Raw genomic sequence first — 21,328 nt, 5'->3', positions numbered from 1 at the left:
GCGCTAAAAGCACCGGGTTTCCCGCGCAAAATCTGATGAAAACATTAACCACAACACTGACAAGTATTGCCCTGGCAAGCAGCGTTTCGCTTGCTAGCGCCAACGAAATTAGCGTGGGCGGTAAGAACTTTACCGAGCAACAGATCCTTTCCACCATGACAACACAGTACTTGGATGGCTTGGGTTACGACGTCGATAACCGCTCAGGCATGGGCTCCGCCATTCTGCGCCAAGCCCAAGAAAACGGCCAGATAGACCTTTATTGGGAATATACCGGCACGTCGTTGATCAACTACAACGACATTACCGAAAGCCTAAGCCCCGAAGAAACCTACCAACGGGTCAAGGAACTCGACGCTGAGAAAGGCCTAACCTGGCTTGAGCCGTCCGATGCCAACAATACTTATGCGCTCGCCATGCGCGAAGCGGCCGCCGAGGAACGTGGCATCAAAACCCTCTCCGATTTGGCCGACGCGGTTAACAATGATGAAGGCCTGACCTTTGCGTTGAACGCCGAATTCTATGCCCGTGAAGATGGCTGGCGTCCGCTGATGGAAGCCTACGATTTTCGTGTGGGCCGCAGTGAAGTGAGCCGCATGGACTCAGGCTTAGTCTATCAAGCGCTGCGTGATGAGGAAGTCGACGTCGGCTTGGTGTTTGCCACCGACGGTCGCATCCCCGCGTTTAACTTTTACGTGCTCGAAGACGATCAGGGCTTCTTCCCGGCTTATGCCCTCGCGCCGGTGGTACGCACAGAAACACTGGAAGCCAATCCTGAGCTTGCCGACCAGATGAATCGTCTTTCCGCCCTACTGAATGACACCACCATGGCCGAACTCAACGCCCGCGTCGATGTCGAGCGTGAGACGATTGAAGACGTAGGCGAAAGCTTCCTAAAAGAGAATGATCTTCTGTAACACCCGCTAGGCGCTCGTTCATGGCACTGGCATAATGCCTTGCCATTACACCGCAGCAAAAGCCGCCCAAAAGGGCGGCTTTTCTTGTGCAATCGTTTACCAGAGGCCCGTCATGCATTATCAAGACAAGCTTCGCGTCGGTGCCGCGCAAATCAACACAACACTGGGTGAGTTGAACGCCAATATCGACCGCCATTTGACGCTAATTGCCGAGGCACAGCACGAAGGCGTGGAATTACTGGTGTTCCCCGAGCTATCGCTAACGGGCTACCGCTTGGCCAGCCAAGTCATGCAGGTGGCAATGCCCTTGGAAGACCCGCGCCTTAGAACACTCGCCGACGCGTGCGGCACGATGCAGGTGGTGGTGGGTTTCGTGGAAGAGGCAAGCCCCGGTGAGTACTACAACGCACTGGCCATCTTTCAGCACGGCCAACTAATGGCCGTGCATCGCAAGCTTAACCTGCCCACCTATGGCGGGCTGGAAGAAGGCAAATGGTTTACCCATGGCAGCGAACTGACACACACTGATATCTGCCCTGGCTGGTCGGCCACGCAGCTCATTTGTGCGGATTTATGGAACCCGGCGCTCGTGCACGCCGCCCTGCTCGCCCGCCCGACGGTGCTGTGCGCGCCGATTAACTCAGCCAGTGGCATCGTCAGCGACGACTTTTCCAATGAAGAAAACTGGGCGTTGAATACGCGGTTTTACGCCATGACTTATGGCACACCGGTCATTATGGCGAACCGCTTTGGCGCAGAAGGCGAAAGCCATTTCTGGGGCGGCTCGCGCATTCTCGGCCCGGGGGGAGAAACACTTGCACAGGCCGAGGATGAAGAAGCGCTGATTGTCGCGGATCTTTCCCGCACCGCGATTGCCAAAGCCCGCTTCGAATTACCTACCCATCGTGATGCCGATACTCCCCTGGTGAGGGAACTGATGGCGGGTTATCGCTAGCAAACGGCTAGTTGCCCGCCAGAAGAAGTCACTGACGGGCAGGGCTTTCAATATTCAGCGAGAAAGAAAACGTTCAGTCAGAAGGAAAGCGTTCAATGGGAGGGAAAATTAAACTGTGCCGTCTCTTGCGCACTTTCCGCCGGCCAGCGTTGTGAAACCGCCTTACGCCGCGTGTAGAAGCGCACGGCATCGGGGCCGTAGGCATGCAAGTCACCAAACAGTGACTCTTTCCACCCACCAAAGCTATGAAAAGCTACCGGTACAGGGAGCGGCACATTGATACCCACCATGCCGACTTCAATTTCATCGGCAAAACGACGTGCAGCCTCGCCGGCGCGGGTAAATAAGCAGGTGCCATTGCCATACTGGTGGGCATTAATCAGCTCAACGGCTTGATCAAATGTCTCCACGCGAACAACGCACAATACCGGGCCAAAAATCTCGTCTTGGTAAATAGGCATGGTGGAAGTGACATGGTCAAATAGCGTCGCGCCAAGAAAATACCCTGGGGAGTTTTCCACCAGCGGATGTTGGCGACCATCGAGTTTTAATACCGCGCCAGCTGATTCGCCTTGAGCGATATAGCCTGCCACCCGATCACGATGGGCTTCGTTCACCAAGGCCCCCATATCCAGCCCCGGTTCCGTGCCGGGCCCAATATTGAGATGCTTGGCTTTTTCCGCAATCTTGTCTACCAGCTTATCAGCGGTTTGCTCGCCCACACACACCACCACCGAAATCGCCATGCAGCGCTCACCGGCGCTACCGTAAGCGGCGCCAATCAAGGTATTGGCCGCATTTTCAAGGTCCGCATCAGGCAGCACTACCGCATGGTTTTTCGCTCCACCCAATGCTTGTACGCGTTTCCCTAGCGCGGCACCCCGCTGATAAATCGCTTTGGCTACCGGCGTTGAACCAACAAACGACAGCGCTTTAACGTTGGGGTGTTCGACGAGTGCCTCGGCGGCTTCACGGTCGCTTTGTATGACGCTAAACACGCCGGCTGGCAGTCCCGCCTCTTCAAGGAGCTCTGCCATTTTGATGGCTACCGAAGGCACTTGCTCTGACGGTTTCAAAATAAAACAGTTGCCACACGCAATCGCCATGGGGAACATCCATAGCGGCACCATCGTGGGAAAGTTAAACGGTGTGATGCCAGCCACCACTCCCACCGGCTGATGGTTTGACCACGTATCAATGCCTGGACCAGCGTTATGGGAATACTCCCCTTTTAAGAGTTCGGGAATGCCACAAGCGTACTCGACGTTTTCGATACCCCGCTTGAGCTCCCCCATGGCATCTTCCAATACTTTGCCATGCTCTTCGCTAATCAGCTCACATAACGCCTCAGCATCACGCTCTAACAGCATTTTAAAGCGATACATGACCTGCGCACGTTTGCTAGGTGGCATATCACGCCAGGTAGGATACGCCGCCAATGCTTTTTCCACGGCGGTATTGACCAGTGGCGTATCCGCCATTGCCACTTGGCGAACCGGCTTAGCAAACGCCGGATCTATCACGGGTAAATAACGTGTTGCTTCTATCGGGTCCCCACCTATCCAGTGGGGAACAGTCGTCAGCGATGAATCGGACACGGGGTTACACTTCCTTTTTTAGCAGCTCGTCGTTGAAGGGGTAGCGTGAAAGTTTTTCGATACCGGTATCGGTAATCAACACTTCTTCTTCAAGTTTGACGCCATCGGCCGCGCCGACTTCACCAATGTAACTTTCGACCGACACCACCATGCCCGGCTCAAGGACACCGTCTTTGGAGAACCTATCAAAGTCCATATGGTGCGCCACCAGCGGCGTCTCACCATGCATCCCGACACCATGTATAATCGACGGATAACGGCGGTCGATAAAGCGCTCCGGGATTTTCCAGGCCTGCTCAGCAATTTCACGGTAGCTCATGCCCGGCTTGAGTAAGCCCATGTTGTGGTGTACCTGATCGTAAGCCATGCGATAAATTTCGCGCTGATAGGCCGAAGGTTTACCAGGCCCAACGTGGAACGTACGCGAAAAATCTGAATAGTAACCATGACAGCCGATCGTGTCGGTATCCAGCGCCACCAGCTCGCCAGGACGAATCTTGCGGTCGCTGGCTTCGTTAAACCAAGGGTTGGTGCGCGGGCCCGACGAGAGCAAGCGGGTTTCGATAAACTCACCACCCCCTTTGATCACTTCGCCGTACATGATGGCGAACAGTTCGTTTTCGGTGATGCCCGGTTTAATCGCGGCTTCGACTTCCGCCACGGCGGCTTCACTGGCGGCCATTGACTGCGCTAAGCAGGCGATTTCCTCAGGTGTTTTGATGCGGCGACAGTGCAGCGTGTCCTGCATGCAATCATAAACATCAAGCCCCTGCGCTTCTAAGGCACGCGCGAGATTAAGCGCACAACGGTCGAGCCCGACTTTCTTATTACCCTTGCCGTGCTCTTTGACCAGTTCGGCAATCTCGACACCAAAGGGGTCAGACGACATACCATCGCGCTGATTCACTGCCGACCACACCACCTTAGAGGTGCGTGCCTCATCAATGGTCTCAAGCCAAGTCGACACATGCGCACTGCCAGGGTATTCAAACAGAATAATCGGCCCTTCCAGCGGTACATAAACGTAACGCGTGGAGTTGCGCAGGAAGTAACCAAACATATTGCGCGAGCCTGTCGCGTAGCGCTGGTTATTCGGGTCAAACAGCACCAATGCCGCATAGCCTTCTTCCGCCATCATGGCGCGCAAACGCTCAAGGCGGCCGGCGCGCAGCTGTTTGGGGTCAAAGGCTGTGGGAATACTATCGCCGTTCGCCATCGGCGCCGACGGCACCACAGGAATCTGGTCCGGTTCGTTATCGGTAAGGTTTTCGCTTTCGACAATACTCATGGTATCTCTCGCGTCAGGGTTGGGTTTGCGTATTGGGGGAGCGTTGAAGAGCAGGTTAGTCTGCTAGGCTATCGCTACGCTGCATGCCATCTTTAAGGATTCGTTCATGAACCGGCGCCATGCGGCCAAAGATGCGCTCAGCACGCTCCGGTCGACCCACAAAGCCAGGCTCTTTGGCGTAAGCAAAAATCACGGTGTGGCGCTCTTTATCACCTTCAACCGGTGTCACGCGGTGAAGAGAATAGCGGCCAAAGAACACCTGCAGATCCCCTGGCTGAAGGTCCAACGCTTTCAGTCGCGAGCGATCGCCGTCGATCACTTTTTCAACCTCGTCAAAGTTTTCCCCTTCGGGGCTACGGATACCCGGCGCATACTCAAAACGTCCACCGCCATGAGATTGCCGTGTCATCAGAGTGACAATGAACTCGTTGGTGTCGTAGTGCCACGGATGCTGGCAGCCCTCACGCAACACGTTGACCACCAAGTCCGCCAGCGGATCGGCATACTGGTGAATCTCTTCCATGCCGACGACGGCCCCAATAAAGCGCTGAAATTCAGGGTTTTCATATACCTGGCGAATAATGGTGTCACTACCGATACGGTCTCCGGCCACAAAACCATTGGTGCGATCATCAAAGCGGTTTTTGGGGTGCGTAGCCGGCAGTGACGGGTCTCCTTCACTGTTATACGGATTCGTCTCGGTTTGATTGTAGTGGGCATCGGGCGATAGCCGCTCTGTTTCCCGCTCAAGGCGCGCTAACGCTTCCTCGGGAACAAAGTTTTTCAGCACAACGCATCCGTCTTCGTCTAGCTGACGGCGACACTGGTCGATTAATGCTCGCCCGGTGTCGGTGTCCAGCGCATCAAGGGGGTATGTTTTGAGATCAATAAGGCCATCTAGGGCGCTCGCTGAAGGCGCAACCGCATTCGCTTGCATGAAAAAATACTCCTGTCTCATTAACGTTTTGAATACGACATCGTGTTAAATAACGTCGCGTTTAATGGCGTTTTAGACAGAGTAGTGGTGGATGCCTCATAATAAAAATGAATAGTTAAGATACCACCCATTTAAAAGGCTCATGCACTATGGATACGGACTTACTTCGCGCCTTTGTCACCGTAGCGGAATGCCAAGGGTTTAGCGCCGCCGGCAAGGTCCTTCATCGAACTCAATCGGCGATGAGTTTGCAAATCAAGCGCCTTGAAGATCAGATGCGCCAGCCACTATTTGAACGCACTAGCCGTAGCGTATTGCTAACGGCAGCGGGAGAGCGATTGCTGCCCTACGCACGTCACATGCTTAAATTAGAAGATGAAGCGAAAGACCTTCTTAGGGGGGGGACACATGGTGAAATCATTCGGCTAGGCACCTCTGAAGAACAAGCGGCGACCTACTTGCCTGACCTGCTACCCCGCTTTTCGGCACAGTTCCCCCATATTCAGCTAGAGGTGCAATGCGATATTAGCGATGCGCTGGTGAAGCGTTTTCAAGAAGGACTGCTGGACGTAGTGCTATCGGTAAGACATAAGCCCACCCAATCGGGACAACTGCTTGGGTGGGAGCCAATGGTCTGGGTGGTCGCGGAGCACGCCCCTCTGGCGCAATGGCCCACACTGCCCCTGGCCCTAAACCCGGAGGGCTGCATTTTTCGCGCACATGCGTTGTCAGCACTCGGGCGTGAGGAGAAACGCTGGGAACTTCGTTACGTCAGCCAATCCCCGACCGGCATTAATGTCCCCGTGCAAAATGGGCTTGCGCTCACCGTTAAGACACCACGCAGTGTACCGTCAGGTTGCCGAATTGTAACAGAGGCCGATGGATTGCCTGACTTAGGGCACGTGGAAATAGAGCTTCACCAGCGCCCTGGGCATTCCAGTGAAGCTTTTCAAGCCTTTTGCCAAGCACTCGAAGCGGTTGTAACCCAACATGACAACATTGCATGCCTAGGTGACGGATCCCGGCTGATATCTGATCCTGCCCAATAACAATAGGCACCTGCATAGTCGCTGAGACCATTCTTGTGTACTGTAGTGGGTTGATCTATACACACTTATTGATAAAACAAACAGCTAAGGGACCCACGTTCCCGATGGAGTCAATGTGGCACAACCACTCTCTTCGCACATAGAATCAGGCACTTCACTTTATAAGGCCTGGGGCGTACACGCTTTTACGGCCAGTGGGGTACTGCTCGGCACCATGGCGATGCTCTCACTGATCGATAATAACCCCGTCGCTTGCCTTCTATGGCTAGGTGCTGCCATGTTGGTTGATGGTGTCGATGGCTCATTGGCGCGCAAGTATGAAGTGAAAACCACCTTGCCGCATTTCGATGGCGCCACGCTCGATATGGTCATTGATTACCTTACCTGGGCCTTTATCCCTGCCCTTTTCATTTATTTTTTCGTTGCATTGCCGCCCCACGTTGAACTGCTGGCCGTATTCATCATTTTGCTGTCCTCCATGTTCTGTTTCTGCAACGTCAATATGAAAAGCCAGGATAATTTCTTCGTTGGCTTTCCCGCCGCCTGGAATATCGCCGCAATATATTTTTATGTTCTCGATTTACCGCCTTTTATCACCTTTGCCACAATCGTCTTGCTGGCCATCCTCACCGTGACACGGATGAAGTTTCTGCACCCCTTTCGGGTGAGACTGTTCATGCCGCTTAATATCGCCATTACGTTGGTGTGGTTCGTCTCTGCCACGTCATTGGTGCTCTCAAGCCCCGAGCACGCCGCTTGGGCACTATGGGGATGGGGCGTTGCGTCCGTCTACGTTGTCGGCATGTGCCTATGGCGTACCGCCCAAGAATGGAATAGCGCCACGCGCTAGCCGCAAATGGCTAAAACGGTCGCAAATGGCTAAAAAAAACCGCCACCGGCAGCGTTAGACTGCCGGTGGCGGTATTTTGGACGTTTTTCTAAACGTGGATGTGTTTAAACGTAGGCGTGTTTAAACGTAGAAATCCAAATCTTCTTGGGCTTTCAGTAGATCGCGCATTTTGATGGGATCGTCACCAAAGAAGAAGATCAAGCCCCAATGCGTACCGAAGGCGGAACGATCAGGCACTGTTTCTTCTGCCGGCGCAACCAACTCATGTGATTCAAAATAGGGATGCTCCACGCATTCCTTGGGCATTTCCAGCTTGCTGACAACACGACGGCGCGGATACACACCAAAGCAGCCCGCATACCCTTTCGCATCGACAACTTCCTGTGGGAAGAAATCAGCCACTTCTTCTTTCGTGCTTTTAGGATCAAACACCAGCATGGAAGCTTGATAGGCGTTAAATCCATAAGCCCGTTCAATCAACTCGAACGCCTTAAACCCGGGCGGACGATAAGCGACTTCCCCAAAGTACATTTCGCCATCAGCCGTGACAAAGTACTCGGGGTGAATCAGACCAAACTTGATATCGAACGTTTTGATCAACAGCTCGATCTGCTTGGTAATCGCATTGCGCCAGCTCTCCAATTCCTTGGTAGCGGGCACGAATACTGAGTAACCCAGGGTGACGTATTCCGAAATGTTAAGGAACTGGATTTTACCATCGTGGATCCAGGCCTCGACGGCAAATTCCCAGCCATCCAAGTGGCTTTCCATCAACAGCGGATACTCTTCATCCGGAATATGCTCGATTTCTTCCATGGTGCGAATCATGCGATGGCCGAGACAACCGGCTTTATCGAAAGCCTTAACGTGGATCGGGTCGTCGGGGTCACCGTCAAGCTTAAGCAGCGTCTGGTTAACGCGCTTCATAAAGCGGACAACGTCTTCCTTCTCGTGGGCTTCCTCAAAAATCCCCACGCGGATACCGCCAAGCTGGGCGCGGCGCTTCATCAACGCTTTATCACGGAACAGAATGGACTGACCGTACATGCGCGGGCTATCGAGAAGAACGGAGTTGATCGCACCGGACCACTCGACGGTTTCCTCAAATAGCGGTATCGCGACATCGACGCCTTCTGCTTTCAGCTTTTCCGCGATTTCCATGGAACGGTCGTTCAATCGAACAAAATCCCAGGCAATGAAAGGAATATTATTGGCCGTACAGAAATCAGCCGCCCATTCCGGCGCCACCACAATATAGCGACGATCAAACTTCTGCGCTGCCTTGATGGCATTAACGCTCCAGCCAAGCAGAGCGATATAACCTTTGTTCGGGTCTTTAGGCGTCTCTGTCCCTTTAACAGAATCCATTTCCGGATCACGCCAAGCAGCCACTTCTTCAGGCATTTTCTTTTCAGATGATATCGTCATTCGCTATTCTCCTTGCGGGTGAACCCTGGCTGGTTTTACCGGCAATAAAATATGCTCAGTAACGGCGCTGCCGTCAGTGCTATTTATTACCAGTGCTATTTATTACCAGTACTATTCATTACCAGTTCTCTATAACCAGTATTCTATAACCAGTACTATTTAACACTACGAACGGCCTTGCCTGCGTACCACTGTCATTTACCAATACCGTCAATCAGCACCATTAATCAGCGCTGTCGATCAATACTGTTGCCAGGACTGTCAGGAGGCCGTTACGTAAACCAGCGCTAGGGATTTTAAGCACGCTGAACCTTTACGGTAGTGGGTTAATGGCGAAATGGCAATTCAACGGTAGAACTCTAGACAAGCCATTGTACAAGGTGGCTCGCTGCCAATATGGCGTAGGATGGACGGCACAACGCCTGAAATACCGCTTAATTCCGCCAAGGCTTACCATCGCAGGTTGCGTAGTTTTTGCAGTCAGCCGTACAGCCACGGCAAGGAAGTCGATACGGTGAAGGAGGTGTTACCGGTTTTTTAGATACCGTCATATCAAAGCTCTCTTTTATTGCCCAAAAGCAGGAATCTTTATGCCAGTTTCCTCGCTAGCGGCCCTTTACGCAAGCATCTCAAACAAGTACCTCACGCAATCACCTCTCGCGTCGCCCACCGCTCACGGCCATGTTCCAGCCATGAAAGCAGCGCAGGGGTGACCAGCAGCACCAACAGCATCGAGCCGCCAAGACCAAAGGCGATGGACGTCGCCATCGGGATCAAGAACTGCGCCTGCAACGACGTTTCAAACAGCAGTGGCAACAACCCGCCAATCGTGGTCAGAGAGGTCAGCAGCACCGCCCTGATGCGCTGAACGACCGCTTCATTGAGCGCGCTATCAATATCAAGCCCCTTAGCCCGCTGTTGGCGATAAAAGCTGACTAAAATAATAGCGTTATTGACCACAATGCCCGAAAGCCCAAACAAGCCGAATAGCGACAAAATTGTCAGGTCGATTCCCAGCGCCCAATGCCCCAGCAACGCGCCTACCAGGGAGAAAGGAATGATCGCCATGACGATCAATGGCAAAGTCCAGGAAGCGAACACCCACGTCAATACGCCATACATCAGACCAAGCCCAATCACCAGGCCAGTCCGCATATCCGCCATTGTCTCGCGCTGATCCGCGGCGCGCCCTTCGAAGCTGGCGTTGAGAAAATATTCCCGTTCAAGGCGAGGAATCAACTCGCTGGAAAGGCTTTCCAACACCTGTTCTGCCGAGGTGACTTGGTCGTTAATCTCCGCTGTCACCTCCACGGCCAATTGGCCATCGGCATGTCGCAATGTCTCAAACCCCTGACGGTGAGACAGCGTCATCACCTGCGATACCGGCACCTGACGACCATCTTCCAATGTGACGGCCAGCCGCGATAGCGTCGAAAGGCTTTCGCGCTGCTCCCTAGGTAGCTGCACACGAACTTCTATTTCATCGGCGCCGGACTGGTGAATCTGCACTACCTGGCCATCAAAGGCCGTCCGCAGCTGGCTACCCAGCGCTTCGGTGGTCAACCCGAGCGCTTCGCCATAGGCATTGACCCGGTAGATCAGCTGCTCGCGCCCCCAAGGCATATCGTCTTCGGTACTAAGCACTCCGGGCAACCCGGCCATTGCCTCGCTCAGCCTATCGGCGGCATCACGCAGCCCTTGTGCGTCTTCACCGGTCAGGCGCACGTTAACGTCTTTGCCCGGCGGGCCAGCGGCGCGTTCGTTAATGTTGAGGCTATCCAAACCGGCCGGGGTTTTGATGCGCTCGCGCCAGGCCTGAATAAACGCCGCATTGCGCACCTCACGGGCATCGGGAGAAATCATCTCGACCATTAAAGAGCCCACTTCATCCCCGGTGCGGGCAGGCGCCCCCCCTGCTTGCGTGGTGCCATAATGAGATACCGCCACCCGCACCAATTTGCCGCCCATAGCCTCGTCAGTGTCTTCTAGGGTTGCCTGCAGGTGATCGACAAAATCCGCCACTTTCGCTCGGTCGGTACCGGCAACAAAGCTGGCATTGGCGTACATGATGCTGGATTCCGGCGAGGGGAAGAAATTAAAGCCCATTCGCCCGCCGGCCAAGAGTCCCGCCGTCACCAGGGTGATGGCCAGCGCCGTTGCCAGGGTCGCCCCGCGGTAGCGCAGGGTCAGCTGCGAAAAGCGCCGGAAAGGCCCTTCACGGAAGTCATCAAAGCGGGTTTCAAAACGCTCACGCAAGTGGGCCATACCGCGCGCCGGGTTCCATTTTTTCCGCAACTTCGCCGCTTTTTTCGCGGGTATAAACGCATTGCGCAGGTGGGCGGGCAACACCACAAAGCACTCCAGCAAGGAGGCAATCAGCACACAAATCATGATGACCGGAATGTCACCAAGAATGTTGCCGATGACCCCACCCACCATTAACAGCGGCATAAAAGCTGCCACCGTGGTCAGCGATGACGCTACCACCGGCCATAACATACGCCGCGCGGCACCGGCCGAGGCCAGCCTGGGGTCTTCCCCCATGCGATAGTGGGCATCTGCGTCTTCACCCACCACAATGGCATCGTCAACGATAACGCCCAGCGCCATGATCAGTGCAAACAGCGACAGCATATTGATCGAGCCGCCAATGCCCCAGAACACCCCCAGCGAGGCGAGAAACGCCGTGGGAATGCCAATCGCTACCCATAAGGCCACCCGTGCCGGCAGGAAGAAATACAGCAGCACAATCACCAGCAACAAGCCAGTCGCGCCGTTCACCAACAAAAGCGAAATGCGCTCGTCGATCAACTGCCAAGACTCATCGAACACGTCAAGCTCAACACCGGGTGGCAAGGTCGGGCGTGTGTCTTTCAACCAGGTTTCCAGCCTTTTCGCGGCTTCCAGGGAGTCTCCGCTCTCGGCGCGCTGCAAAATCATTTCGGCGGCAGGCTGGCCGCGATACGCCAGCTCAACTTGCCCATCCCGCGCTTCTTGGCGAATCATGGCAATATCGCCCAAGCGCAGTTGCATGCGATCGCTGCTGCGCACCGTCAACTCTTCAAAAGCTAAGGCGTCACGGTTTTGCTCTAGGGAGCGCAATTCTCGGGTGCTGTCCTGCTGGCCCAAAAGCCCCGCCGGCAAATCCCGCGACATGCCCTGCACCCGCGTGGCAATCTCGCCAAGCGAGAGCCCCAGTGTCTGCAAGCGCTCCGCGGGCACTTCAATACTGATCTGCTGGGCGGGCAGGCCGTTGATCTGCACCCGATCAATGCCCGCCATCAATAGCGAGTCTTCAAAGCGCTGGGTAATTTGGCGCAGCTCCTGGGCGGCCAAGTCACCGTGGATCAGCAAGCGCGCCACCGGCTCGTAGCGGGCCTGGCGGGAAACTTCCGGCGTTTCCGCTGCCGCCGGCAAGTTGGTGAAGCTATCGACCTGTTGGCGAACATCATCGAGCACCAGCACCGGGTCGCTGCCTTCCTCGAACTCAAGGGTAATATTGGATATTCCCTGGGCTGAGGTCGAGGTCATGCGTTTCAGACTATCGAGGCTGCGCAGGCGCTGCTCAAGCGGGTTGGTAATGCCCTGCTCAATATCCTCGGCCGAGGCGCCGCTCCACACCACGCGCACATTGACGATATCCAGCGCAAAGGTGGGGAAAAACTGAATGTTCATCCGCGCAATGCCCAGCGCACCGCCCAGCAGCATCACCAACATCACCAGGTTCGCCGCCACCTTGTGATGGACGAAAAACCCCACAAAACCACGGCGCTTTGTCATGGATTTTGTCCTTCGCCATTGCTCACCTCAACGCGCAACCCCTGAACCGCATTGGGTAAATGCGTTGACATCACGCGCTCGCCACTTTCCAGGGCGTCAGCGCGAACGAGCAGCCAGCGCTCACCGTCTTGGCGGCGAGTTTCGCCTAAACGCTCCACGCGTTGACGTTCAAGGCGGTTGTCGTCGTTAATGCGGTAAATAAGGTCCGCGCCGTGCAAGGCGCCATAAGGCACCGCCAGCGCGTTCGCCACGGCGGGGCGTCTTAGCTGCACGGTCACCATCGCCCCAGGGCGCAACCCATGTTCCTGGCCTTGCACAGAAAAAATGGCTTCGATACCAATCGGATCACTTTCGCCCGCTAAGCGTTCCAGCACAAAGCGTTGCGCGTCGGTGTCGCCCACGGCGATTAACGGCGTGCCCGCTTCCAGGGCGCTTTCCAGTTCCGCTTGAAAACGCTGGGGAATGCGCGCGCGCACCTCCAGCCCGCCCACCGGGTAAAGCGACAATAAAGACACCTGCGCGGCCACCTCATCCCCTGGGGCCACTTGCACGCGGGTCACACGGCCATCGAAGGGCGCATGAATGCGGCCGCGTTCAAGATCACGCCGGGCGTTTTCCTCGATGACCTTAGCGCGGGCCAAGCGCGCCTCAAGGCTCGCCAAGCGTGAAGGAAACTCGGCAATCGTGCTTTCACGGGCAGACACATTCAGCTGAGCGCGGGCCACGGCATCTCGGGCGGCGTCGACATCGGCCTGCGAGGTCAGGTTACGCCCCGCCAGCGAGCGGCTACGCTCAAGCTGGCGGTTGGCACTGGCCAGTATCTCGCGCTCTTGCGTTAATACCCGGCGATTGTTTTCATGACGGATCTGCTCATTTTCCCGCTGGGCTTCAAGGTCGGCCACCTCCGCCTCGGCTTGGCGCAATGGCGATAACAGCTCATCCTCATCCAACGCCACCAGCAGCGCGCCTTGCGATACGCGTTGGCCGTCGCTGACCGGGCGCACAGCCACCCTTGCCGCAATCGGCGCCACCAGGTTGACCATTTCCGGCGCCACCACTTCACCAAACAGCGGCAATACGGGAACATGCTCACCCAGCGAGACGTTAAGCGCCTCGACGGGCCAGCTGCGCTCCTGCGCTTCCACGGGCGCGGGCTCCGGGCGTGTGAACCGCAAGGCCATGAAACCGGCAATGCCAATGGCAAGAATAATCAGAGGAATTAAGCGCTTAAGCATAAGGATATCTGCGTATAGAATAAAAGCTGCGCCATCATAACGCATTGCAGCGCCAGAGGTCTTTAGCCTCGCCCACGGTTTCACCAACCTGCCTGCGGCAATCCCGCGCAGCTAAAGAAATCTCGCACAGCAAAAGCCATCCCGCACCGCCAACCAATAGGTGATCCATGAATCCACGTCCAAACCACCGTGTACTGCTCAGGTTACTGGGGCTGCTGCGCCCATATCGCCTGCGCCTCGCCTTGGCGGGCTTGGCCTTACTGCTGGCATCCGGCAGCGTGTTGGCGCTGGGCAACGGGCTGCGCTTGGTGATCGACAACGGCTTTCTCGCCGAGGACTCGCAGGCGCTGGCGAAAACCCTGGGGTTGATGCTTGGCGTGGTGGCGGTATTGGCAATGGCCTCGGCGCTGCGTTATTACCAGGTCACCTGGATTGGCGAGCGCTTGGCGGCGGATTTACGCCAGCGGGTGTTCGATCACTTGTTAACCCTAGAACCCAGCTTTTTCGAAAGCGCCAGCGAAGGCCGCGCCGCCGGCGAGATCGCGTCACGGCTGACCGCCGACACCAGCGTGCTGCAAAGCCTGTTTGGCTCGTCGATCTCGCTGGCGCTGCGCAACCTGGTGATGCTGGTAGGGGCCGTGATCCTGATGCTGGTGACCCAGCCGTGGCTTTCGGCCATGGTGCTGGTTGGCATTCCCACCACCCTACTGCCGATTGTCTGGTACGGGCGCCGGGTGCGGCGGCTCTCGCGCACAAGCCAGGACCGCGTGGCTGAGCTGGGCCGCTATGCCGAAGAAGCGCTGCGCGGTATTCAAACGCTGCAGGCGTTTTCCCACGAAGCGGTGGATCAACGCCACTACGGCCAGCGCGTTGAGCAGGCGTTTGCCAGCGCCGTGGCGCGCACTCGTCAGCGCGCCTGGCTGACCGGCGTGGCGTTGTTGGTGGTGTTCACCGCCGTGGGGTTAATGCTCTGGCAAGGCGGGCAAGCGGTGCTTGCGGGCACCATGAGCGCGGGCGAGCTCTCGGCGTTTATCTTTTACGCCTTGCTCGCCGCCGGGGCCGTAGCCACCCTGGCGGAAGTCGCGGGTGATGTGCAGCGCGCCGCCGGTGCTGCCGAGCGGTTGCTGGAATTACTGGATACCCAGCCGAGCATTCAGCCCCCCGCCAAGCCAGCGGCACTGCCAGCGCCAACACAAGGCGCCATCACACTGGAAGGCATTCACTTCACTTACCCAGGCCGCGACACCCCCGCGCTCGCCGGGGTTGACCTGACAATTCAAGCGGGAGAGCGCGTTGCCGTTGTCGGGCCATCTGGCGCGGGCAAAAGCACGTTACTGGCCCTGCTGCTGCGCTTTCACGACCCGGACAGTGGCCGCCTCACCCTGGACGGCCAGGATATTCGCACGTTAAACCTCACTGCCTTGCGGGGCGCCATGGGCTTGGTAGCGCAGGAGCCCGTGCTGTTTAGCGGCTCGGTGGCTGACAACCTACGCTACGGCGACCCTGAAGCCAACATCGAGACACTACGCGCTGCCGCGGGGGATGCCAGCGCGCTTGAGTTTATCGAGGCGCTCCCCCAAGGGTTTGATACGCCCCTAGGCCCGGGTGGCGTACAGCTTTCCGGCGGGCAGCGCCAGCGGCTTGCCATTGCCCGTGCGCTGCTGAAAAACCCGGTAGTGTTGTTGCTTGATGAAGCCACCAGCGCCCTAGACGCCGAAAGCGAGCGGCTAGTGCAGCAGGCCCTTGACCGGCTAATGATTGGCCGCACCAGCATCGTCATTGCCCACCGCTTGGCCACGGTGGTCAACGCCGATCGTCTATTGGTACTGAAAGACGGGCAACTGGTGGCATCTGGCACTCACCGCGAGCTTATTGGCACCAGCGCCCTTTATCGCCACCTGGCCGCGTTGCAGTTCGGCGATGAAACGCCTGCAACCGCTTAGGTGCTGCTATCCGCCTTGTGTAGAAGCGCTTTCATCGCGTCAAACACCCCTGGCGCGGTCACCAGCAAATGGCGGCTGTAAAGATCGCGCGGGATGTCCTCGGGCACCGGGTAGCGATGCGCGAAAGAAGCCCCCGCCTCGCGGGCAATTAACCCGCCAGCGGCACAGTCCCAAGGCGAGACGCTTTCGTAGTAAGCCCCCAGCCGCCCGCACGCCACGTCACAAAAATCCAACGCCGCCGAGCCGTTGCGGCGAATATCTTGACACTGCGTAAGCACCGCTTCTAAACGTTTCAGCAGCGCCGCACGGTCAGCTTTTTGATACGGGAAGCCCGTCGCCACCAGCGTATGCGAAAGCTCAGTAACGTGACTCGCCTGAATCGGCTCGCCATTGCACGTCGCGCCCTGGCCTTTGGCCGCTACAAACGTCTCTTGTAAAAACGGCGCGTGGACCACGCCCACTTTGCCCACGCCCGCTCCCAGCCACGCGATGGACACCGCCACATGGCGCAGGCCGTTGGCGAAGTTCACCGTGCCGTCGATCGGGTCCACTACCCACAGCGCGGGGGCGTCTAATTGCTGCTGGTCGGGGGATAGCTCTTCGGAAAGCAACGCCTCACCGGGGAAGTGCTCTTCCAAGCGCTCGCGAATTAGCTTATCAACGGCCACATCGGCATCGGTCACCAACTCCTCGCCGCCTTTCAAGCGCTGACCAAAGGTCTGCTCTTCGCGCGCCTTAACAATCATCCGCCCCGCTTCTTCGGCGATAGAAATAGCGGTTTGCAAACGTTGGGTTAATGTTTGAGACATAAAAAAGCCGTGCCCTGAGATTTGCGTGGCCTATTATTGTGGCGTATTTTTCTAGCGCCAGCACCTAGGCGTTGAATGGGAGAGATGAAATGCGCTTGAACGAGACCGAGATCACGGCGATCAAAAAAGCCGCCGATAAGACCTTTGGCCCTGAGGCAACCGTTAAGCTGTTTGGTTCTAGAGTCGATGACACCGCCAAAGGGGGCGATATTGATCTCTTGGTGACAGTGCCCTATGTTGTGGATAACCCCGCGCTGAGCATGGCCAAAATGGAGACGGCAGTTATCATGGCGCTTGGTGATCGTAAAATTGACGTCGTGCTTAATGCGCCAAATCTCAAAAAAAGCGAGATTCACACCATCGCCGAAACACAAGGCGTGCTGCTGTAACGCTCTCACCCGACACGCAATCACGGTTAGAATTTCTGCTTCGCGTTATCGAAAAAGAGATCGCGCCTCCACCCCGATCGCCCTGAGCCTGTCGAAGGGCATACCGCGAATGGCACCGCTCTCCTTCGACAAGCTCAGGATGAACGGTTATTTCACGTTTAACCACGAAATCTCACAAGCGCTCGCGAATCCGCTTATCAACGGCTACATCGGCATTGGTCACCAACTCCTCGCTGCCTTTCAAGCGCTGATCAAATGACTGCTCTTCGCGCGCCTTAGCAATCATCCGCCCGCTTCCTCAGCGATAAAAATAGCGGTTTGCAAGCGTTGTGTTAAATCCATATTTAGGCTCCAGAAATAGAAAAGCCACTCCGAAGAGTGGCCTAAGTGTTATGTAGGTTTTATATAAATAATGTTATTAATCACTCGGGTGCTTTTACACCATCACGACACGCTTCAGGCACGACACGCTTCAGGCAATTGAGCATCATCGGCACTATCAGCCGCAGAACCAGTTACTGTGCCACATTCCCACACCCCATCAGTGCGTGTGTAGGTAAAGTTAGTTGAAGTTAGAACTGCTGCCGCAGTTGTAGTTCCAACGTTAGTAAGACCATATGTTGTTAGGTCAATACCATCTACCGTATCGATGCCTATTTCACCTTTTACAGTAGCAGCAGTTCCTCCATTACGTGACGCGAGTTCGGCATCTACTAAAGTACGGAACGCGTTAACTTCACTAAACTCAGCTGCAAATTCTGCTCGCTCAACGTAACGTTGATATTGCGGTACCGCAACTGCAGCTAGAATGCCAATGATGGCAACAACGATTAATAATTCAACTAGTGTAAAACCGCCTTGGCGGAGGTTGCGTTGGGTTTGCGCTTGTTGCATAGGATATCTCCTTGGGTGTTGTCGCTTTCGCTCATTATGACTACTTGCGGCACGAAAAGTTTAATACAGTTACAATAGATTACTCATCGAGCAATATCAATTGCCATGATGAATTTTATCGACCGTTTAGCGGAAAGCTTGACCCCCATCACACCAGGTGCGGGTGATAGGTCGGTTATGGTACAACAGGCGCTTATCGCGCCTACCCGTCCAATGGATACACCATGAGCCAACCTTCTTTTGAATCCACGCTGACCCACGCTGCCATGCACGGCGGGCTGAGAGGGATTGCCCAACGCTTGGTGAGTCACGGCCTGCTAACGGATGCCCAGGCTGCCGCCGCGGAAGCCCAAGATATTTCGATCCTGCGCCATGTGATCGAAAGCGGCATGGTCGAGCCTGACAAAGCCGCGGTGGCCGCCGGTTGGGAGTACGGCCTACCGGTGATTGACCTTGATGCCGTGCGTGTCTCCTCTCTCCCGTCGGCGGATAATTACCCCATTCGCCTTTTGCGCCAGCTTAACGTGCTGCCGCTGATTCGCCACGGTCACCGCCTCACCGTCGCCGTGCCCTACCCGGCCACCCTCACCCAACTCGATGAACTGCAGTTCGCCACTGGCCTTAGCGTTGAAGGGGTTCTGGCGCCGGTCGATCAGCTGAGCGTAACGCTAGAAAATTACCTCGCGCAGAACGAGCACAGCATGTTGGATGAGCTAGAAGGCGTGGATGACGCCGTTACAACGCTCAACGTCATGCAGAACGCGGACGGCGATGAAGTCCCACTGGAAGCGACATCACAAGACCCAGACGATGCGCCGATTGTTAAATTTGTCAACAAAATACTCCTCGATGCCATTCGCCGTGGCGCTTCGGATATTCACTTTGAGCCGTATGAGACGAGTTTTCGCGTGCGCTTTCGCATCGACGGCATGCTAATGGAGGTGGCCCGCCCGCCGTTTGCCATGCGCAACCGCATTGCAGCGCGCTTGAAAATCATGTCGCGAATGGATATCTCCGAGCGACGCCTGCCGCAAGACGGCGCCGTTAAACTGCAGCTTTCACGCTCGCGCTCGCTAGATTTTCGTGTCAATACGCTCCCCACGGTGTACGGCGAGAAAATCGTGATGCGCCTACTCGACCCCGCCGCTGCTCAGATGGGCATTGAGCAACTTGGCTTTACCGACATCCAGCGCGAGCACTACGAACATACGCTGGCCCAACCGCAAGGCATGATTCTCGTCACTGGCCCCACCGGTAGCGGTAAAACCGTGACGCTCTATACCGGCATCAATATTCTCAACCAGATTCAGCGCAATATTTGCACCGCGGAAGACCCAGTCGAAATTAAAGTGCCCGGCATTAACCAGGTCAACGTGCTGCCCAAAATCGGGCTCGATTTTGCCCAAGCATTGCGGGCGTTTTTGCGCCAAGACCCTGATGTGGTGATGGTGGGTGAGGTACGTGACCTTGAAACCGCTGACATTGCCGTCAAGGCCTCACAAACCGGTCACCTTGTCCTTTCAACGGTGCACACTAACTCAGCGGCTGAAACGCTCACGCGGCTTGCTAACATGGGGGTGACGGTGTTTAACATTGCCAGCTCCGTGAGTTTGATAATCGCTCAGCGCTTGGTGCGTAAACTCTGCGAGCAGTGCAAGGAGCCGGTCAGTATTCCTGAGCAAGCACTTCTGCACGAAGGGTTTGAACGGGAGCAAATTGATAAAGCGCGGTTTTACAAGGCGATGGGCTGCAAGCACTGCACTCATGGCTATAAAGGGCGTACCGGCATTTATGAAGTCGTTCCCATCAGTGATGACATGAGCGAGCTCATCATGCGAGATGCCAACGCCATTGATATTAGCCGCCAGATAGGCAAAGAAGGGCATTCGAGCCTACGCGCAAGCGGGCTGAGAAAAGCGATGGAAGGCATCACCAGCTTAGAAGAGATTAACCGCGTTACTCGGGAGTAAAGCATGGCCAAAAGCACAGCGGAAAAGATGGCAAAAAGCAGTGCGCGTAGGGCAAACAAACAGCAGAAAGAGCCCCCTGCCATTCAGCTCTATCGCTTTGCATGGAAAGGCGCGGATCAAAGCGGGCGTAAGCTCACTGGCGAAATGGTCACCCGCAGCCAGCAAGCGGTCAGTACTGAATTGCAAAAGCACAATATTATCGTCAAACGAGTGCGCAAAAAGGGCTCATTAACTGGCCGCGGTCGTGTTAACGCCAAGGACGTTATGGTGTTTTCCCGCCAAATGGCGACGATGATCCGGGCCGGTATCCCCATGCTGCAGGCGCTGGAAGTGGTATCAGAAAGCTTGAAAAAGCCCGCCATGGTGCTTTTGATACAAGAAATGGCCAACGATGTTTCTTCCGGCACCAATTTTTCCGATGCGCTGGCCCGACACCCCAAAATATTCGACCGTTTTTTCGTTAATCTTGTTGAAGCAGGTGAGCAAGCCGGTGCGCTTGACCAAATGCTCGACCGTGTCGCGACCTATAAAGAGAAAGTAGAATCGTTGAAGGCGCGAGTGAAAAAAGCGCTTTGGTACCCAGCTACCGTACTGCTCGTGGGTCTTGGGGTCACAGCGCTGCTGCTTATAAAGGTGGTGCCGGAATTTGAGAGCATGTTTGCCGGCTTTGGCGCTGAACTGCCGGCGATGACGCAAACAACGATAGAGCTCTCCGAGCTTGCTCAGGCGTATTGGCTACACGCTCTAGGCAGCATTGTTGCTGCTGTTGTGTTGTTAAGGAAAGGCATGCAGCGCTCGCCTGCACTTACTTATCGCGTCCATGGCTTTATGCTTCGTCTGCCGATACTGGGAGACATTTTGCATAAATCCTCTGTGTCACGCTTTACCCGCACCGTCGCGACCACGTTTGCCGCTGGCGTACCCCTGATTGAAGGCCTCGACACCGCCGCAGGGGCGACCGGTAACGCCGTTTACGAACGTGCCGTTGAGCAAGTCCGTGAAGACGTCACCGCAGGTCAACCGCTGCACTTCGCTATGCGTATGACCAATCAGTTCCCGGCACTGGCGGTACAAATGGTCAGTATCGGCGAAGAATCCGGTGCGCTGGATGCCATGCTCAGCCGGGTGGCGGACTACTACGAAGAAGAAGTCGATAACAAGGTTGACGCCCTTACGTCACTCATGGAGCCGTTAGTCATCGTCATCCTCGGTGTGCTAGTAGGTAGCGTGATAGTGTCCATGTACCTGCCGATCTTCCAGCTCGGTACGGCACTTTAAGGAGATTT

16 protein-coding genes are annotated in these 21,328 nt (G+C 55.8%); 8 read left to right on the top strand and 8 right to left on the bottom strand.

What is annotated here, in order from left to right; all coding sequences use genetic code 11:
* Window positions 1-35 precede the first annotated feature (35 nt).
* The gene (locus QC823_RS05650) at window positions 36-917 is read left to right on the top strand and encodes a glycine betaine ABC transporter substrate-binding protein (RefSeq protein ID WP_309655379.1); all 882 of its coding nucleotides are present in this window, start codon (window positions 36-38) and stop codon (window positions 915-917) included.
* 112 nt (window positions 918-1,029) lie between these two features.
* The gene (locus QC823_RS05645) at window positions 1,030-1,872 is read left to right on the top strand and encodes a nitrilase-related carbon-nitrogen hydrolase (RefSeq protein ID WP_309655378.1); all 843 of its coding nucleotides are present in this window, start codon (window positions 1,030-1,032) and stop codon (window positions 1,870-1,872) included.
* 92 nt (window positions 1,873-1,964) lie between these two features.
* Here QC823_RS05645 and QC823_RS05640 read toward each other — a convergent pair whose 3' ends face one another.
* The 3 genes from QC823_RS05640 to QC823_RS05630 are packed head-to-tail and all read right to left on the bottom strand — an operon-like array spanning window position 1,965 to window position 5,695.
* Complete coding sequence (locus QC823_RS05640) at window positions 1,965-3,455, bottom strand: CoA-acylating methylmalonate-semialdehyde dehydrogenase (protein WP_309655426.1); 1,491 nt, start codon at window positions 3,453-3,455, stop codon at window positions 1,965-1,967.
* 19 nt (window positions 3,456-3,474) lie between these two features.
* Window positions 3,475-4,758: a M24 family metallopeptidase gene (locus QC823_RS05635; protein WP_309655377.1), complete on the bottom strand. Its 1,284-nt coding sequence runs from the start codon at window positions 4,756-4,758 to the stop codon at window positions 3,475-3,477.
* Window positions 4,759-4,813: 55 nt separating this feature from the next.
* Window positions 4,814-5,695, bottom strand: a complete 882-nt coding sequence (locus tag QC823_RS05630; RefSeq protein ID WP_309655376.1) for a HalD/BesD family halogenase — start codon at window positions 5,693-5,695, stop codon at window positions 4,814-4,816.
* A 149-nt stretch (window positions 5,696-5,844) separates the two neighbouring features.
* On the opposite strand from QC823_RS05630, the gene QC823_RS05625 reads away from it, so the two are divergent.
* Together QC823_RS05625 and pcsA are read left to right on the top strand one after the other, a co-directional pair.
* Complete coding sequence (locus tag QC823_RS05625; protein WP_309655375.1) at window positions 5,845-6,744, top strand: LysR family transcriptional regulator; 900 nt, start codon at window positions 5,845-5,847, stop codon at window positions 6,742-6,744.
* Window positions 6,745-6,859: 115 nt separating this feature from the next.
* A complete protein-coding gene (gene pcsA, locus QC823_RS05620) occupies window positions 6,860-7,594 on the top strand; it encodes a phosphatidylcholine synthase (RefSeq protein ID WP_309655374.1) in 735 nt (244 codons plus the stop codon).
* A gap of 120 nt (window positions 7,595-7,714) precedes the next feature.
* On the opposite strand, the gene QC823_RS05615 is transcribed toward pcsA, so the two are convergent.
* The 3 genes from QC823_RS05615 to QC823_RS05605 all read right to left on the bottom strand — a co-directional run bounded on the left by QC823_RS05615 (window position 7,715) and on the right by QC823_RS05605 (window position 14,037).
* Entirely contained in the window at window positions 7,715-8,962 is a 1,248-nt protein-coding gene (locus tag QC823_RS05615) for an ATP-grasp domain-containing protein (protein WP_422823597.1), read from the bottom strand.
* Between the two features lie 702 nt (window positions 8,963-9,664).
* The gene (locus tag QC823_RS05610; RefSeq protein WP_309655372.1) at window positions 9,665-12,802 is read right to left on the bottom strand and encodes an efflux RND transporter permease subunit; all 3,138 of its coding nucleotides are present in this window, start codon (window positions 12,800-12,802) and stop codon (window positions 9,665-9,667) included.
* Window positions 12,799-14,037: an efflux RND transporter periplasmic adaptor subunit gene (locus QC823_RS05605; RefSeq protein ID WP_309655371.1), complete on the bottom strand. Its 1,239-nt coding sequence runs from the start codon at window positions 14,035-14,037 to the stop codon at window positions 12,799-12,801. The genes QC823_RS05610 and QC823_RS05605 overlap by 4 nt, the downstream gene beginning before the upstream one ends.
* 167 nt (window positions 14,038-14,204) lie before the next feature.
* On the opposite strand from QC823_RS05605, the gene QC823_RS05600 reads away from it, so the two are divergent.
* Window positions 14,205-15,980: an ABC transporter transmembrane domain-containing protein gene (locus tag QC823_RS05600; protein ID WP_309655370.1), complete on the top strand. Its 1,776-nt coding sequence runs from the start codon at window positions 14,205-14,207 to the stop codon at window positions 15,978-15,980.
* On the opposite strand, the gene QC823_RS05595 is transcribed toward QC823_RS05600, so the two are convergent.
* On the bottom strand, window positions 15,977-16,789 hold the full coding sequence (locus QC823_RS05595) for an inositol monophosphatase family protein (protein ID WP_309655369.1): 813 nt from the start codon (window positions 16,787-16,789) through the stop codon (window positions 15,977-15,979). The two genes, QC823_RS05600 and QC823_RS05595, sit on opposite strands and share 4 nt — an antisense overlap.
* An 89-nt stretch (window positions 16,790-16,878) precedes the next feature.
* On the opposite strand from QC823_RS05595, the gene QC823_RS05590 reads away from it, so the two are divergent.
* Complete coding sequence (locus QC823_RS05590) at window positions 16,879-17,178, top strand: nucleotidyltransferase domain-containing protein (protein ID WP_309655368.1); 300 nt, start codon at window positions 16,879-16,881, stop codon at window positions 17,176-17,178.
* 456 nt (window positions 17,179-17,634) lie between these two features.
* On the opposite strand, the gene QC823_RS05585 is transcribed toward QC823_RS05590, so the two are convergent.
* On the bottom strand, window positions 17,635-18,072 hold the full coding sequence (locus tag QC823_RS05585; protein ID WP_309655367.1) for a pilin: 438 nt from the start codon (window positions 18,070-18,072) through the stop codon (window positions 17,635-17,637).
* A 224-nt stretch (window positions 18,073-18,296) separates the two neighbouring features.
* On the opposite strand from QC823_RS05585, the gene pilB reads away from it, so the two are divergent.
* Both pilB and QC823_RS05575 read left to right on the top strand, forming a co-directional pair.
* Window positions 18,297-20,042, top strand: coding sequence for a type IV-A pilus assembly ATPase PilB (pilB, locus tag QC823_RS05580; RefSeq protein WP_309655366.1), 1,746 nt, complete (start codon window positions 18,297-18,299; stop codon window positions 20,040-20,042).
* Window positions 20,043-20,069: 27 nt separating this feature from the next.
* The gene (locus QC823_RS05575; RefSeq protein ID WP_309655425.1) at window positions 20,070-21,320 is read left to right on the top strand and encodes a type II secretion system F family protein; all 1,251 of its coding nucleotides are present in this window, start codon (window positions 20,070-20,072) and stop codon (window positions 21,318-21,320) included.
* Window positions 21,321-21,328: the final 8 nt, after the last annotated feature.

It is taken from the genome of Vreelandella vilamensis (assembly GCF_031451755.1).
GTDB classification, from domain to species: Bacteria; Pseudomonadota; Gammaproteobacteria; order Pseudomonadales; family Halomonadaceae; genus Vreelandella; species Vreelandella vilamensis.
Note: the sequence above shows the minus strand (reverse complement) of the source record. Positions and strands in the feature narration are given on the sequence as shown.

Coding starts and splice junctions, on each gene's coding strand:
- QC823_RS05595 (WP_309655369.1), bottom strand. CDS start 16,789: ATGTCTCAAACATTAACCCAACGTTTGCAAACCGCTATTTCTATCGCC.
- QC823_RS05590 (WP_309655368.1), top strand. CDS start 16,879: ATGCGCTTGAACGAGACCGAGATCACGGCGATCAAAAAAGCCGCCGAT.
- QC823_RS05610 (WP_309655372.1), bottom strand. CDS start 12,802: ATGACAAAGCGCCGTGGTTTTGTGGGGTTTTTCGTCCATCACAAGGTG.
- QC823_RS05645 (WP_309655378.1), top strand. CDS start 1,030: ATGCATTATCAAGACAAGCTTCGCGTCGGTGCCGCGCAAATCAACACA.
- QC823_RS05650 (WP_309655379.1), top strand. CDS start 36: ATGAAAACATTAACCACAACACTGACAAGTATTGCCCTGGCAAGCAGC.
- QC823_RS05585 (WP_309655367.1), bottom strand. CDS start 18,072: ATGCAACAAGCGCAAACCCAACGCAACCTCCGCCAAGGCGGTTTTACA.
- QC823_RS05635 (WP_309655377.1), bottom strand. CDS start 4,758: ATGAGTATTGTCGAAAGCGAAAACCTTACCGATAACGAACCGGACCAG.
- QC823_RS05615 (WP_422823597.1), bottom strand. CDS start 8,962: ATGGATTCTGTTAAAGGGACAGAGACGCCTAAAGACCCGAACAAAGGT.
- QC823_RS05575 (WP_309655425.1), top strand. CDS start 20,070: ATGGCAAAAAGCAGTGCGCGTAGGGCAAACAAACAGCAGAAAGAGCCC.
- QC823_RS05605 (WP_309655371.1), bottom strand. CDS start 14,037: ATGCTTAAGCGCTTAATTCCTCTGATTATTCTTGCCATTGGCATTGCC.
- QC823_RS05625 (WP_309655375.1), top strand. CDS start 5,845: ATGGATACGGACTTACTTCGCGCCTTTGTCACCGTAGCGGAATGCCAA.
- pilB (WP_309655366.1), top strand. CDS start 18,297: ATGAGCCAACCTTCTTTTGAATCCACGCTGACCCACGCTGCCATGCAC.
- QC823_RS05630 (WP_309655376.1), bottom strand. CDS start 5,695: ATGCAAGCGAATGCGGTTGCGCCTTCAGCGAGCGCCCTAGATGGCCTT.
- QC823_RS05600 (WP_309655370.1), top strand. CDS start 14,205: ATGAATCCACGTCCAAACCACCGTGTACTGCTCAGGTTACTGGGGCTG.